We start from the raw sequence: 14,828 nt of genomic DNA on the forward strand, positions 1-14,828 counted from the left end.
CTCAATTTAGTTCAACCTGTAAATATTTACCTGGTTGCTCTGGATTGGGTATAAACCAGGCCGGATTCCCGTTTCTATCTCGACCTAGCCGAGCGCCAAGGGCAGGTGGCGTGTTACCGACAAACGACGAACCATCTGTATGTGCTGCCGTTCTAGTGCCGCCCAAAAAACCAGTCGACAGCAGGCTTCGCAAACTCTCCGTGAACTGATGAATCATCGTGTCTATTTCGGCATCGGTATGGGCTTCGGTCAGAAAACAGGGGAAACCATCCCAGATATGAATTCCCTTTTCCCGCATGAGCGTAAAGAGCAGTTCGGAATACGCCGACTCTTCCTTAAACTTGATCTTCCACAACGACCCGAAACTGGCCACCAGAATGGGCACCTGCCACTGGTCAACGACGGCATTCATGGCTTTGGCCAGCCGTTCCGTTTTCCGGGTAAGCGCTGCCTGTAGCTGTGGCCCCGCATTTTTCATGTATACCAGGGCCGCCTTTGCCGCAGCCAGCGCCAGCGGATGACGCACAAACGTACCGGCAAAATACGTAACGCCCACCTCAGGAACCGATGCATCCCCGTACTGCCAGAAGCCGCCGTCGAGGGCATCCATGTACTCCCGCTTACCCGCAATGACACCGATGGGCAGGCCCGCGCTCACAACTTTCCCATACGACGCCAGGTCTGCCTTGATCCCGAACAGGGCCTGCGTACCGCCCGGATGCGTACGAAAGCCCGTAATGACTTCATCGAAAATCAGTGCGGTACCCGACTCGGCCGTAATGGTTCGTACCGCTTTCAAAAACTCAACCGGTACAAATTCCGGCCGACGGCTCTGCACGGGTTCAACCAGTACAGCGGCTAGTTCGTGGGCCCGCTCCCGGATGATTTGAAGGCTTTCCTCCGTTCCATAATCCAGAATCAGCATGTTCTGCACCGATTCGGGCATAATACCGGGGGAAGCCGGAAAAGATTTCAATTTCTTCGTCCCTCTCACCAATACCTCATCGACAATGCCGTGGTACGAACCCGAAAAAGCCACGATCAGGGAACGGCCCGTTACCGTACGCGCAATACGCATAGCCCCCAGAACAGCTTCCGAGCCCGTGTTGCAAAGCGCTACGCGGTCCATCCCTGTCAACTCCGCAATTAGCTGGCTGACTTCACCCGCCAGGCTATGTTGGGGCCCAACTTCATACCCACTTTCAATTTGTTCGTGCAACACGTCTTTGATGAAATCGGGCTGATAGCCGAACAGATTGGAACCAAACCCATTCAGGGCATCGATGTATTCATTCCCGTCGATATCCCACAAATGGCTGCCTTTGGAGCGATTCACCACCAGCGGATAAACGATTTCTTTGGTAAGCGGACGGAACCCCGATACGACCCGGGGATCGGCCATGTAGCTGCGATGCTCCTGGGCATACGCTTTGCTGGCCTTCGTTTTCTGGTTATACCGTTGGGTAAGCTGGGCTAAGAAATCCTGCTGTTTCGGCGTCAGCGCAGACGCCTGTCTCTCGATCCGGGCGGTAGCACCGAACGGTTTTTTTAGTTCGACTTTTTCTTCCGGCGTCAAGGCACTATCCGCAGCAACGGGATCCTTCGCTACGTTCATCGGTACTGGTGATACGGGTGCCTGAACCGGCACCGCTACCTGAGGAACAGACATTGGCTGTGGGGCTCCGCCCTGAAGTAAGGCCACCTGCTTTGCCATGAGCTGCAACTGCTGGGCAATCAACCCCAGAGCCGTATCATGTTGCGCAACGGCATAAACCGGTGGGCTACTCACTTCATTAACCGGAACAGGCGTTGGTGCCGGTACTGGCACCGGCGCTGGTTGCGAAACCGGTTGCGCCACGTCAGCAGGCATCATCTGATTTAAGTAATCAGCCAATTGCTCCGGCGTTGTGTAGGTCGATGTTAGCTGCCGGAACGTGATTGGCAGGCCGAATTCTTTCTTCAGGTTCAACGCCACTTGCGTCAATAACAACGAGTCGAAACCGATTTCCAGAAAACTGGTCGTCGGTGCCACACCGACCATGTCGATACCGGAAGCATCTTCTAACAGTTGGTTTACTTTCAGGAGTAAGGCGTCTTTTCTCATAATGGTGTGATTAGGGTCAATCGCAGGATAAGGCAATGAATTCTCGTTGGTAACAACCGCCCGATCGGGAGACGGTGCTGGTTGAGCCGCAACCGGGGCCGGTTCAACCAGTATGGGGTCGAGCCAGCAACGCTTTTTGGTAAAGGCGTACGTTGGCAAGCTTACTTTCTTCCGATGCTGCCCGGCGTAAAAAGCGTTCCAGTCGGGCTCCATACCATTTAGAAAGAATTGGCCCAGTATCGTCACAATAGCCTGGCTGGCTTTTGTCCAATCGGGCTGATTAGGCAAGCCGGCCAGCACGGTAGCTGGTTTTTTACCGGCCTGCTGGCGGGCGAGCGTCGCCGTAACATGACCGGGACCCACTTCCAGGAGAAGGGGCTTTTCAATGGTAAAGATCGTATCGAGCGCTTCCGAAAAACGAACGGTCGAGCGCAGGTGCGTTGCCCAGTAGTGTGGGTCGGTGGCCTCGGCATCGGTTAACCAGTTGCCCGTGCAGGTGGAGACAACGGGCATTTTGGGCTGATGCAACTGCACACCTGCCACGATCTTCGCAAACGCGTCGACAATGGGATCCATCATCATGGAATGGAAAGCATGACTTGTCGCCAGCGGCTGATTCGGTATTTCGCTTTCGTCCAGCAATCGGGAGAAATCAGCGATATGCTCGTCAGGTCCGGCCACCACACATAGTGTATAGCTATTGATGGCCGCCATAGACAGCGTATCGGGAAGCATGGCCTGCACCTGGGCAGCCTCCTTCCGAACGGAAAGCATTCCGCCACGCGGCAATTGACTCACCATTTTTCCGCGAGCGGCAATCAGTGTCAAGGCATCCGGCAGGGAGAAAACACCAGCCAGATGAGCCGCCACAAATTCACCGACACTGTGGCCACAAAAGATGGATGGCTCGATTCCCCAACTCATCCACAACCGCGCCAGGGCATATTCCGTGACGAAGAGAGCGGGCTGGGTATATCGGGTATTTTTCAGTCGCTGTTCGGCCTCCGAACTGGCTGTCTGCGGGTACATGACCTCCCGAATATCCAGCGCCAACTGATCCATGAGCAGGGTCGCGCATTCATCGACGGCCTCTCGGTATACGATTTCCTGTTCGTAGAGCATCCGGCCCATGTTGAGGTATTGTGACCCCTGACCCGGAAATAGAAAAACAACTTCTTCGGGGCGTCCGTCTGCTTTTTGTATGACAGGTTCAGCCCGTAACTTCTCGATTAATTCATCTTTCGATGTGGCCACGATAAACGAGCGGTGGCTGAAATCAGGACGCGTTGTCTGAAGGGTAAACGCTACATCAGCCAACTCGATTGACTCATCTCGTTGCAGCTTTTCAGCGAGTTGGTGCGCATACGCTTTCTGGCTGACCGCTGTCTTCGACGACCACGTAATTAGCTGTGCCGCCCGTGGATTCACCTTGATCGTGGTTTGTTCAACGGCATTGGCGGGTTGGCCATCGGCAGAAGCAGGTGCTTCCGGTTTAAATTCCTCCAGCACAACGTGCACGTTCGTACCACCCACACCAAACGAGCTCACCCCGGCCCGTCGTGGATACGACTGGCGGGTATTCGCACCAACTTCTGATGATTCACTCTCCGTCAATGTCCAATCGCGCAGGGTTGTGTTGACGAAAAATGGGCTATTGTCAAAATCAATAACCGGGTTTGGTTTCGAGAAATTCAGCGATGCGGGTATCTGCCGATGGTATAAGGCCAGCGTGGTTTTGATGAAACCAGCCACCCCGGCGGCCTGCGTCAGGTGCCCCATGTTACTCTTGATGGAGCCAATAGCGCAGTACTGCTTCTGGTCCTGTTCGCCAAACGCCTGGACAAGCCCCTCTATTTCAATCGGATCGCCCAAAGGCGTGGCCGTTCCGTGTGCTTCAACATACGTAATCGTAGCCGGATCGATAGCGGCATCGGCAATAGCCATGGCGATAGCTCCTGCCTGCCCCTCGGCATTGGGCGCCGAAAAACTACCTTTGCCCCCACCGTCGTTATTCACCCCGACACCTTTAATAACCGAATAGATCGTGTCGCCATCCCGCCGGGCGGCCTCCAGATTTTTCAACAGCACGACCCCTGCCCCATCGCTGAAAACGGTTCCCTGGGCATCGGCATCAAACGAGCGGCAGTGCCCATCCCGGCTCAGCATCACGCCTTCCTGGTATAAATGGCCACTCTTGATCGGCGTTGTAATGCTAGCGCCACCTGCCAGCGCTACGTCGCACTGGCCATTACGAATACTTTGAACGGCCTGCGTGATGGCCAATAAAGACGTCGAACAGGCAGAGTAAACGCTCACGGCCGGTCCTTTCAGGTTGAGCTGATAGGCTGTACGCGAGGCTATATAATCTTTTTCGTTCAGAGTCATCACCTGAAAGGCACCCACCTGACCGATCAGCTCTTTATGACCCAGAATGTTGTTCAGGTAATAGGTGTTATTCCCGCTTCCGGCAAACACACCAACCCGTCCGGCATATTGCTGGGGCAGGTAGCCGGTTTGTTCGAGGGCTTCCCAGGCTATTTCCAGAAAAACCCGTTGCTGCGGATCCATCAATTGAGCCGTAATGGGCGTCAGACCAAAAAACTGGGCATCAAATTGCTCGGCTCCGTCGATGATGCCACGCGCTTTTACGTATAATGGATCATGGCGGAGCGCCTGGGGCACCGACGAATCAAGTTCGGCATCGGTAAAGAAGCGGGTGGTTTCTTTACCCGACGTCAGCACATCCCACAAGTCATCAATGGTGCTGGCACCGGGGAAACGGCCAGCCATGCCAATTACCGCAATATCAGCCGACTGATTTTTCGCGGTATTATCTGCGGCAGAAATAGAACCCGCTTTCCGCTTCGCCTTTTCGGCCGAGCTGGGATCCAGATAGAGAACGATACCCGCTATGGTCGGATATTGATAAAGTTTCGTGACGGGCAAACCGTAGTGCGCCTGATGCAGGGCAGCCACGGTCTTCTGAGCCAGCAGTGAATTTCCCCCTAACTCGAAGAAATTGTCATCCAGACCAACTTTATCGATTCGCAGCAGATTGCTCCAGATACCGGCAACGGTCTGTTCCAGCTTTGTTTTGGGCTTTCGATACGCCGATGTCTGTTCGGGTCTGTTCCGGCTGGGTTCGGGTAGTTGTTTTTTATCAACTTTGCCGCTACTGGTTTTCGGGAAGTCATCCATCCAGACAAAAGCCGATGGCATCATATACTCGGGCAGTCGCTGCTCAAGCTCCCGGCGAATTGCGACGGTATCCGTATAGCCGGGGCTGGCGATCAGATACGCCACCAGTTGTTTCTGGGCATCGGCCATCTCCCGCGCCATCACAACGGCCTGCTTAATACCCGCGGTATGGTTCAGAATGACTTCAATCTCACCCAGTTCGACCCGATGCCCCCGAATTTTCACCTGATCATCCCGTCGACCCAGGAACTCGATAGTGCCATCAGGCAGGAAACGCCCCAGATCACCGGTTCGATAAACACGCACCGTCTCGGCAGTTGACGGTATGGCTAACGAAATAAATTTCTCGTCCGTCAGAGCGGGTTGATTTAAATACCCTTCGGCCAGACAGGCTCCGCTGAAGCACAACTCACCAACGTCGCCATCGGGCAGCGGAACCAACTGGTCATTGACAACGAACAGGTTTACGTTATCGATAACACGCCCAATTGTCGGCAAATGGGGCCAGTTTTCGGGGTTTCCTTCCAGTTTAAGCTGCGTAACAACATGGCATTCTGTAGGACCGTACTGGTTGTAGAGTACGCAGGCGGGTAAGGCCGAAAAAAACGCAGCGATCTGAGGAGTAATCTTTAATTGTTCACCAGCCGTCATAACCTCACGGAGGTTTTTCGGAAACTGATGAAGGCTCACACCCGCTTCGGCCAGATACTGCAAGGCAACGAACGGCAGAAAAAGCCGCTCAATGGCCTGCTTATCAATAAACTGAAGGAGCGCGTTCAGATCAAGCCGTAAGGCCTCATCCACTAGCATCAGCGTTCCGCCAGTGGTCAGTGTCGCAAAAATTTCCTGAAACGAAACGTCGAAACTAAGCGGGGCAAGCTGCAACGTCCGCGTACCCAGGCCAGCGACCGAGTTTTTTTCCTGCCACTGCAACAGGTTCATGAGCGGGCCATGCCCCATGCATACGCCTTTCGGATTGCCGGTCGAGCCAGATGTATACAGTACATAAGCCGTACTACCCTGACGCGGAATGGGCTGGAAAAAATAAGGATGGTCGGCGTCGGATGCGATGGCGGTCAGCCCCAATTGCTCAAACAAGCCTTTGTCCTGATCGGTGGTCACACTTGTCCGAAGGCCCGAGTCGGCAATGATTTTCTGGAGACGTTGCTCAGGATAAGCGGGATCGAGGGGCAAATAGGCTTTACCCGACTTCAGGATGGCCAGCACCCCAATGACCATTTCCAGGTTGCGCGAGGTACTTACTCCAATCAGTTTAGCCCCCGTATCCGCTTGCAAAATAGTTTGGCAGAGCCTGTTCGCCCGGTCATTCAATTGATCGTACGTCAACGACTGATCGCCGTACACCACCGCAACTTGATTCGGGTTTTCAAGAGCAACCTGATCGACAAGCTGATGAACAAATTGCGGCCGAAGACTATCCTGGCTCACATTTTTATCAACGAAGACACGCATACCGTTAACTAATTAAGACTGAGTAGCATTCGGTCATTCTGCTCGCCCCTCGATTGGCCGACGAGTAGAATGCGTTATTTACCAAGTATTACCCTTTTGGTATTGAGCAACTTACAGAAACGTGCGCTGAGCTTGTACTGAACGATCTGTGCTCATTGGTATTTGCATTGCATCAGCCTGGCGTGGCACATCGACGTAATTTCCTTCGACCCGGTTCAACACGGTTAAGATGGGTTGATTGGTTACGCGAACGTACATGCTGAGCAGTTGTTTTTCGGCTCTCGCCCAGGGGCTATTGGCATCGATGACCAAAAGCGACAGGGCGCTTCCTTTAAGGAGATACGTCGGAATCTGGTTATTGATTAAAGCCGGTACTTCCAGAATAATCCGGTCATACTGGGTAATATCAAACCCCTGGTTATAATCAATCAGGTAGTCAATACCCGTCACATTCATGAAATCAGGGCGAACGGTATAGGGGAAAAATGTGATGTTTCGCTGTTGTTCCCGTTGCTCTTTGCTGTTGGTCCGTGGGTAGCAATACGCTACTTTCTGATCAGCCACGTCGTACAACTGAGTCAACCCATTGGCGACCCAACTTTTCCCCTGCTTCGAACGGATGCTGAACAGCGTAATAATGGGCGGATAGGACTTCGCGGCATTTTGAGATACTTCAATATTGATGGCATTGAAGAGCTGCTCAAACATGCTTCGCGACGCCCGGGTTACACGTGAATAAACAAGTGGTTTTTTTACCGTTGGAAACAGGGCGGTGACGGGCATACCCACCAGCGCTTCGGCTTGCTCGGGTGATTGGATGCGTTTGTCCAGCCAAAAGCGCAGCGCCGTTAAGAGCAGAGCGATAAAAATACCAACGCCTAAACCGATCATGATCAACTGCGAACGCTTGGACGACAAAGGCTGTAACGGGAAATCCGGTGCATCGATGATTTCGAGGGTTCCACCGATGGATACGTCCTGCCGTTTTGTCTTTGACTGATCAACGTTTTGCAGCAAGTCGAGATACGCTTTTTCCGAAACCGCCAAATCCCGGTTTAACTCGCGCAGTTGTGAACCCAACGGACCATATTCATTGGTTTTGGCCTGAAACTCCGACATCCGCTTCTGATACAATTCCAGACGGGCGGCCGACTCTTCATATTCCAGTGATTTTGCCAGACGATCATTGGCCATTGTCTGCGTTGGAACCGCATCGGACGAATTAGCTGCAGCATCGTATTTCTGGGCGCTCATTTTTAGCTCTTCCTGCGCCTGGGCTACGCTTGCCTGCAACTGACTGATCACATGTTTGGGCTGTCCGTAGGCGCGGGCGTTGGCCAGTTTATTTTCTACGTCGGTCAGTTTCTTTTGTTTGTCAGCCAGGTCATTGTTGGCCGAGCGAATGCTACCCTGCTGCCCCATGCGCCGGTTAAGTGCATCCAAAGACGCTTTTGCGGCATTTTTGCGCATCAACTCCTGATTGTACTCGTTGTTGAGTGCCTCGCGGGACGCAGCCACGTTACGGGCTTCCTCATCATAATCCAGCACCTGGTGTCTGGCGCTGAACGCCCGAAGGTTCGCTTCCGCCTGCGAAAGTTTCTCTTTAGCTTTTTGCAGTTTGTCTTCGTAATACCCAACGACTGAATTCGTTTCAGACGTTTTGAGCGTTGAGTAGCGGTTATTCAGAATAGTAATGGCATGGGTAAGTGTACGCTGGGATACGGCCGGGTCGTCAGACTCGTATTCCATCAACATCACGTCGTTGGTACTCTTCCGGGCGGTTGCTTTAATGTTTTCGCCTAACCGATTGATGGAATAATAAGAATCTGACTTCAGCAATAGGGTTTTTATAGGGTTGTCGGCCGTTGATTTCGCCAGACTATCGATGGTGCGATGCAGCAGAATTGAATCACCCGCGATGAAGTATAGATTTTGCCAATCGGGGGTTAATGCCTGATGCAGTTTTTGAAACCCTGCATTTCCCAAGACCAGTGTATCCGGTTTTTGAAGACGCAGGTGATCGCTCAGCAGGCCAATCCCGATCTGAAGCAGGGTTTCGCGCGAATTGAGCGTCGTCAGAATATTGTCGAACGCACTGGCCGAGCGGTCCGTAAATGAGTTTTGTTTATCCGATAGCAACGAATACCGAGAGACTAAACCCGTATACAGCGTTGCCTGCGACTTATACACCTTGGGTTCATCGCGCGTGACAAAGAATGCCACACCCGCCGTTATGCACGGGATGAGTACAAACCAGATGATGTGCTGTTTTAATAAGCGCAGAAAGACATCGATCGACATACGAGTTGTTTAATTACGTTTCAACCGCTGAATAGGCATTCCTACCAACGCTTCGAAGTAGTGGACATTTTTCAGAAAGTTTCCTTTAACCTGCTCCGAGGCCGTTTTAGCCTGCACATACCGACTCGTGATCAGCGCCAGTGCATCGGCCGTTGTCCGTCCTTTCTGAATTTCAACTTCAGCTACCCGCAGCGCCGTCAAGGAAGCCTGCTCATCGATCAGGTTTATTTTCAGCAGTTGCTGGGTCGTGATCATGTCCTGATAAATACCGATCAAGCTTTGCTTCAGTTGCAGTTCAACAACATCCCGCTGAATAACCGACGCTTTGTAGTTCGAATAAGCCTGCTTTACCTGATGCTTGCGGCCAAACAGGTCGTAAAGGGGTAGTCTGACATCAACGCCTACCCGGTATCCGTTCGAAATTTGCCCGAGGGCATCCCGGCCCGGTATGGAGGCTGAACCGGAGGATACAATAGACTGATCACCCGTTGAGTAGTTTACAAAGCCAGCGACATTCTGTAAAATCTGGCGTTTGGCCACCTCGTAGGATGAACTGAGCGAATTGGAGACCTCATTCTGGTATTTGATGAGGGGCGAATGAGAGACCGCCACTTTCATAATCTCATCGAATGGCATCAGTTGAACGGCAATGTCCTGATTGATATCGAGATACAAGGTATCATCGGCCAAACCAGATGACGCGCCAAACGATACCAGCCCACGGCCTCCCCGGCTTTGGCCGGAGCAAACAGAAAACGTTAACAGACCGAGAAATAAAATAAGGCCAGCCTTATTGATTACAGTGAAAAAACTAAACTTTATTCTGAACATGATTTACAGTGCCACGTGCTTATACATCTCACGTTAATAGCGGTTATACAAAGTAGGGAGACTGGCTGGTAACGAATCGATTGTTTATTAAATGGTGCGTTAAATAGACTTGATCGTTCAACTATTTTACTAACCAATTCTCCTATATAGATTAACTATTTTGACTGTTTTATATTCAGATTGTCACAAAATGAAAACAACTAAGACACAGGAGTACCCGTTGTGCTCGTATGTGGCGTGTGCATAAACCGCTTGAAGGCCTTCCGCATGTTAAGAACCGCCCGTACGAAGCTGAGCAGTAGCAGCGGCACAAGCAGTAGTTCACGGAAGGTAATTCGCTTCCACAAATGAGTCGGTACCGAAATAATCAAACTGCCGCACAGCGTAATCAGGAGAAGAAGGGGAATTGCCCACAAACTCGAATCGCCACTTAGTAAGCCGCCCAGTATACAGACGAACAATACACCCAGCAGGAGAATCTTAGGCAGAAAAACTGCTTGCAATACTTTAAAGCCACTGGCAATCCGCCCACGTAGAATTTCGGCGATTCCCTGCCAGAAATAGGATGTAAGAAACTGCCACTGAGCGGCAATCCAGCGGGTACGCTGGTTTTCAAAGACAGCCCGGTTGGCTACCTTTTCGTCATAAATGAAGGCCTCTTCGAGATAAGCGATCTTGTGCCCGCTCAATACGATGTTCGTTTCCAGCTCTTTATCGTAACCGCCCATGGTGTGTTGCGTGGCCATGGCGGCTTTCATCAGGCCAGGTTCGAAGGCCATGCCCGAGCCGATGGTTGCCGACGAAAGGCCCAGTACGCGACTCGCTTTCCGAAAAATGTGATTGTTTATCTCCTCACTGATAGCGTCCAGAATGGCAACGCTCGTGTTGATATTTTTGGCAACGCGGTGTCCCTGAACGGCTTTCCAGCCCTGGGCAAATGCCTGGTTTATGCGGCTCAGGAAATCGGGCGCCATGTGATTGTCGGCATCCGACACCACCAGAATATCATACTGCTCCAATGGCAACCGGGACAACGCCGATCGGATGGCTTTGGCTACTGTTGATACCTCAAAGGATACCTGCAGCACTTTGATGGGTAAGGTAGCGAGCCGGGCCAGCGTCTGGATTTGAAACGAGTCGGCGATGACGATCAGCTCGTAGCGATCGGCAGGATACCGCTGTTTCAGATTTTCGGTAACGGATTCGACAATAACGGCGTCCTCTTTGTAGGCAGGAATTAAAACCCCTATTTTCCTAAAAACGGACGTTGCCGGATCGACACTTACATCGTCAGCCCGACCAAGTCGGCCGGCGATGGAGAAGACAAGCCAGTATAGAACATTGAGAGCAACGATTGCCAGTAAAATCAGGTAGGTGAAATAGACGATGATCATAATAAACCCGGCATACTAGCGGGTATTTTCTTTCTATTTTTGACCACCAATTTCGGATCAGGTCACAAAAACGACGCAACCACGCTCCTCATTCCTGCGTATAGAGTAATATGCGCTACATCGTTGTTTTCGCTCAGCAGGAAATTGCATATGCGATGGGGTTTGAAAACCGTGTCGATGCCGTTGATTTCTTATTTTGGGGTTACGAGGAGTATGAATTGCTACCCTATGGCACGTTTGACCTCCTCACAGGAGAAGTGTGGCCGTACGAACACCGGGGAGAGCGCATCATACATGTTGAGGATGAACTCATCAGCCGAACTGCCCAGCATTATGTTAAAGCGGCTATTCGGTCTATACGCTAGGCAGGACACCCAACAGCCTGAAAGCCTGCCCAATAACAAGTCGGACAGGCTTTCAGGCTGTTGAGAAGCGGTCAATAATCGTCTAGACCACCATAATATCTTTTTCTTTGGCCACAAAGGTTTCATCGACTCGGGCGATAAACGCATCGGTCAGTTTCTGAACGCGCTCTTCACCTACTTTGACGGCATCTTCCGATACCCCTTCCTTGATAAGCTTGCGGATATCGTCGTTTGTTTCTTTTCGGATATTCCGCACGTTGACTTTAGCCGTTTCCACCTCCTGCTTTACCTTTTTTACGAGGTCACGCCGACGTTCTTCGGTTAAAGGTGGAATGCTCAGCCGAATCTGTTCGCCGTCGTTGTTTGGATTAAGGCCGAGACTGGAATTGCGGATGGCCTTTTCGACTTCACCGATGAGTTTTTTTTCAAATGGCTTGATAACAATGGTACGGGCGTCGGGCGTGTTAATGGAGGCAACCGTGTGCAAGGGAGATAGCATCCCGTAATATTCAACCTGAATACCATCGAGCATGCCGACATTTGCCTTACCAGCCCGGATTTTAGTCAATTCAATGGCCAGGTGCTTGAGCGCCTTCTCCATCGTATCTTTTGCATCGTCGAGAAATAACTCGATTTCTTCCATGAGTATAATGTACGATTTACGATGTACAAAATCCGATTCAGGCGACGCCTACGTCACCAATCGTAAATCGCACATCAACTGATTTATTCTGGCAATTTCATTGTGATGAGCGTTCCCTGATCATCATCACCCTGCACCAACCGAAGCAGGCTACCCTTGGTGTTCATGTTAAAAACAATGATGGGCAGGTTGTTTTCCTGGCAGAGCGTAAAGGCCGTTAAATCCATAACGCTCAGTTTCTTTTCGTAAACGTCATCGAAGGTGATGGTGGTATAGCGAGTGGCGCTTTTGTCCTTCATCGGGTCGGCGGTATAAACGCCATCGACTTTGGTACCCTTGAGGACCACATCGGCTTCAATTTCGATAGCCCGCAAACTAGCCGTTGTGTCGGTCGTGAAGTACGGGCTGCCAGTACCGGCGGCAAAAATAACGACGCGGCCTTTTTCGAGGTGACGCACCGCCCGCCGACGTACGTAGGGTTCGGAGACCTGCTCCATTTTGATCGCCGACATTACGCGGGTATACATGCCGTGTTTCTCAAACGAACTCTGGAGTGCCATGGCATTGATCACGGTGGCCAGCATGCCCATGTAATCGCCCTGTACGCGGTCGATTCCGGAACGCTCACCAGACACCCCCCGGAAGATGTTGCCCCCGCCAATGACAATGGCCACCTCTACACCCAGATCGACGACTTGTTTAATTTCCTGACTGTATTGTTCCAGTACAGCCGGGTCAATATTGTAACCGTTCGGCCCAGCAAGAGCCTCCCCACTCAGCTTGAGCAGGATGCGTTTATACTTTGTTTGCGATGTCATGAGGGAGAATTTGCGGGCAAAGATAAGAAAAACGAGCAATTCTTACACGAATTCTACCAGCACCTGTCCTTTCTCGACCCGATCACCCTTGGCAATTCGTATCGTTTTTACGGTTCCGTCGCCGGGGGCTTTCAGGTTATTTTCCATTTTCATGGCTTCCAGAATCAGCAGGCTATCGCCTTTACTGATCACATCGCCCGGCTGCACACTGATACCCACGATCAGGCCCGGCATGGGTGCCTTCAACTCGTTGACTTTCGTACCCGCAGCCGCGCTCATGCCCATTTTTTCGAGCAACAGGTCGAAGCGGTCCTTGAGCTGGACATGGTGGATATGGCCATTTATCTTCAGACTCACCTGTTTGTCCGCCGTATTTACGTCCAGCACTTCCGCCGTATACGACCGACTCTGGTGAAGTATGTGAAACGACCGGTCGCTGATTTTTACCAGATCCCACCCAAACGGCTCGTTGTTCAGGAGTGGGCCATCAGCCGTAAAGTCCACAGTAAGAGGCTGGTCGTTCAGGGTTGTCTGGTACATGGTGGGTCTATAAATTGATTGAGCTTATTTTTCATTCTCGCCGGGTTGAAACCCGGTGGCTTAGTTTATGTCAGCCATACATCCTAAACAAGTTCGACCAGGTAGGTTTCCTGAATCTCGTTGAGAATATCGCTTACCCCGCTGTACGAGTCCATCGTCACCAGACGCATCCGGTACGGTTTGAAATCCGGTAATCCTTTGAAATAATTAGCGTAGTGACGGCGCATTTCAAACAGCCCAACGATTTCTCCCTTCCAGCGAATAGCGAAGTCAAGGTGCTGCCGACAAACGGCCACCCGGTCGGCAACGGTCGGCGGAGGCAGATGCTGACCCGTTTTAACAAAATGCTTGATCTCGTTAAATACCCAGGGGTGTCCGATGCTGGCCCGGCCAATCATGACCCCATCCACACCGTATCGGTTCTTATACTCCAGCGCTTTTTCGGGCGAATCGATATCGCCATTGCCGAAGATTGGTATTTGAATACGGGGGTTTTCTTTGATGCGTCCAATGAGCGTCCAGTCGGCCTCGCCCTTGTACATCTGCACGCGGGTGCGGCCATGAACGGTGAGCGCCTGAATGCCAATATCCTGTAAGCGTTCGGCTACGTCGCCCACGTTTTTAGTCCGCTCGTCCCAGCCTAGCCGCGTTTTTACGGTAACGGGCAAATGGGTTGCTTTCACGACGGCTTCGGTCATCCGAACCATTTTGGGAATGTCCTGCAACAAAGCCGCGCCCGCCCCCCGACAAGCCACCTGCTTCACCGGACAGCCATAGTTGATGTCGATCAAATCAGGATTGGCCCGCGAAGCAATACGCGCGCACTCGCCCATGGTGTCAACATCGGAGCCGAATAATTGAATACCGATGGGGCGCTCATACTCAAAAATATCCAGTTTCTGAACACTCTTGGCCGCGTCGCGAATAAGCCCTTCGGACGAGATGAACTCAGTATACATTAAATCGGCACCGTTTGCCTTGCAAACCGCACGAAATGGCGGGTCACTGACATCCTCCATCGGAGCAAGCAGTAACGGAAAATCCGGGAGCTGTATCATACCAATATTGACCATTTGGTAGTACCGGGCCTCAAACCCGAAATTAATTACGTGATAGATGGTAATCTTTCTGTGGAATCGCCCTGAGCAGTGCGATTCCACA

9 protein-coding genes are annotated in these 14,828 nt (G+C 51.7%); 1 reads left to right on the forward strand and 8 read right to left on the reverse strand.

What is annotated here, in order from left to right:
- Position 1: 1 nt before the first annotated feature.
- The 4 genes from ACYU8Y_RS17835 to ACYU8Y_RS17850 form a co-directional block, all read right to left on the reverse strand.
- Positions 2 to 6,775, reverse strand: a complete 6,774-nt coding sequence (locus ACYU8Y_RS17835) for an amino acid adenylation domain-containing protein (protein WP_460939408.1) — start codon at positions 6,773 to 6,775, stop codon at positions 2 to 4.
- 111 nt (positions 6,776 to 6,886) lie between these two features.
- Positions 6,887 to 9,076, reverse strand: a complete 2,190-nt coding sequence (locus ACYU8Y_RS17840; protein WP_460939409.1) for a GumC family protein — start codon at positions 9,074 to 9,076, stop codon at positions 6,887 to 6,889.
- Positions 9,077 to 9,085: 9 nt separating this feature from the next.
- A complete protein-coding gene (locus ACYU8Y_RS17845; protein ID WP_460939410.1) occupies positions 9,086 to 9,907 on the reverse strand; it encodes a TolC family protein in 822 nt (273 codons plus the stop codon).
- Between the two features lie 200 nt (positions 9,908 to 10,107).
- On the reverse strand, positions 10,108 to 11,301 hold the full coding sequence (locus ACYU8Y_RS17850; protein ID WP_460939411.1) for a glycosyltransferase family 2 protein: 1,194 nt from the start codon (positions 11,299 to 11,301) through the stop codon (positions 10,108 to 10,110).
- Positions 11,302 to 11,411: 110 nt separating this feature from the next.
- Here ACYU8Y_RS17850 and ACYU8Y_RS17855 point away from each other — a divergent pair, with 110 nt between their 5' ends.
- Complete coding sequence (locus ACYU8Y_RS17855; protein WP_460939412.1) at positions 11,412 to 11,666, forward strand: hypothetical protein; 255 nt, start codon at positions 11,412 to 11,414, stop codon at positions 11,664 to 11,666.
- 82 nt (positions 11,667 to 11,748) lie between these two features.
- Here ACYU8Y_RS17855 and frr read toward each other — a convergent pair whose 3' ends face one another.
- The 4 genes from frr to dusB form a co-directional block, all read right to left on the reverse strand.
- On the reverse strand, positions 11,749 to 12,309 hold the full coding sequence (gene frr, locus ACYU8Y_RS17860) for a ribosome recycling factor (protein ID WP_460939413.1): 561 nt from the start codon (positions 12,307 to 12,309) through the stop codon (positions 11,749 to 11,751).
- 83 nt (positions 12,310 to 12,392) lie between these two features.
- Positions 12,393 to 13,127, reverse strand: a complete 735-nt coding sequence (gene pyrH / locus ACYU8Y_RS17865; protein ID WP_460939414.1) for a UMP kinase — start codon at positions 13,125 to 13,127, stop codon at positions 12,393 to 12,395.
- Positions 13,128 to 13,169: 42 nt separating this feature from the next.
- A complete protein-coding gene (locus ACYU8Y_RS17870) occupies positions 13,170 to 13,667 on the reverse strand; it encodes an acyl-CoA carboxylase biotin carboxyl carrier protein subunit (protein ID WP_460939415.1) in 498 nt (165 codons plus the stop codon).
- Between the two features lie 83 nt (positions 13,668 to 13,750).
- Positions 13,751 to 14,740, reverse strand: coding sequence for a tRNA dihydrouridine synthase DusB (dusB, locus tag ACYU8Y_RS17875; protein ID WP_460939416.1), 990 nt, complete (start codon positions 14,738 to 14,740; stop codon positions 13,751 to 13,753).
- Positions 14,741 to 14,828: the final 88 nt, after the last annotated feature.

It is taken from the genome of Spirosoma humi, from assembly GCF_054776575.1.

Excerpts from the sequence above, each read along its gene's own strand:
- ACYU8Y_RS17835 (WP_460939408.1), bottom strand. The coding sequence starts at position 6,775 with ATGCGTGTCTTCGTTGATAAAAATGTGAGCCAGGATAGTCTTCGGCCG.
- ACYU8Y_RS17840 (WP_460939409.1), bottom strand. The coding sequence starts at position 9,076 with ATGTCGATCGATGTCTTTCTGCGCTTATTAAAACAGCACATCATCTGG.
- ACYU8Y_RS17845 (WP_460939410.1), bottom strand. The coding sequence starts at position 9,907 with ATGTTCAGAATAAAGTTTAGTTTTTTCACTGTAATCAATAAGGCTGGC.
- ACYU8Y_RS17850 (WP_460939411.1), bottom strand. The coding sequence starts at position 11,301 with ATGATCATCGTCTATTTCACCTACCTGATTTTACTGGCAATCGTTGCT.
- ACYU8Y_RS17855 (WP_460939412.1), top strand. The coding sequence starts at position 11,412 with ATGCGCTACATCGTTGTTTTCGCTCAGCAGGAAATTGCATATGCGATG.
- frr (WP_460939413.1), bottom strand. The coding sequence starts at position 12,309 with ATGGAAGAAATCGAGTTATTTCTCGACGATGCAAAAGATACGATGGAG.
- pyrH (WP_460939414.1), bottom strand. The coding sequence starts at position 13,127 with ATGACATCGCAAACAAAGTATAAACGCATCCTGCTCAAGCTGAGTGGG.
- ACYU8Y_RS17870 (WP_460939415.1), bottom strand. The coding sequence starts at position 13,667 with ATGTACCAGACAACCCTGAACGACCAGCCTCTTACTGTGGACTTTACG.
- dusB (WP_460939416.1), bottom strand. The coding sequence starts at position 14,740 with ATGGTCAATATTGGTATGATACAGCTCCCGGATTTTCCGTTACTGCTT.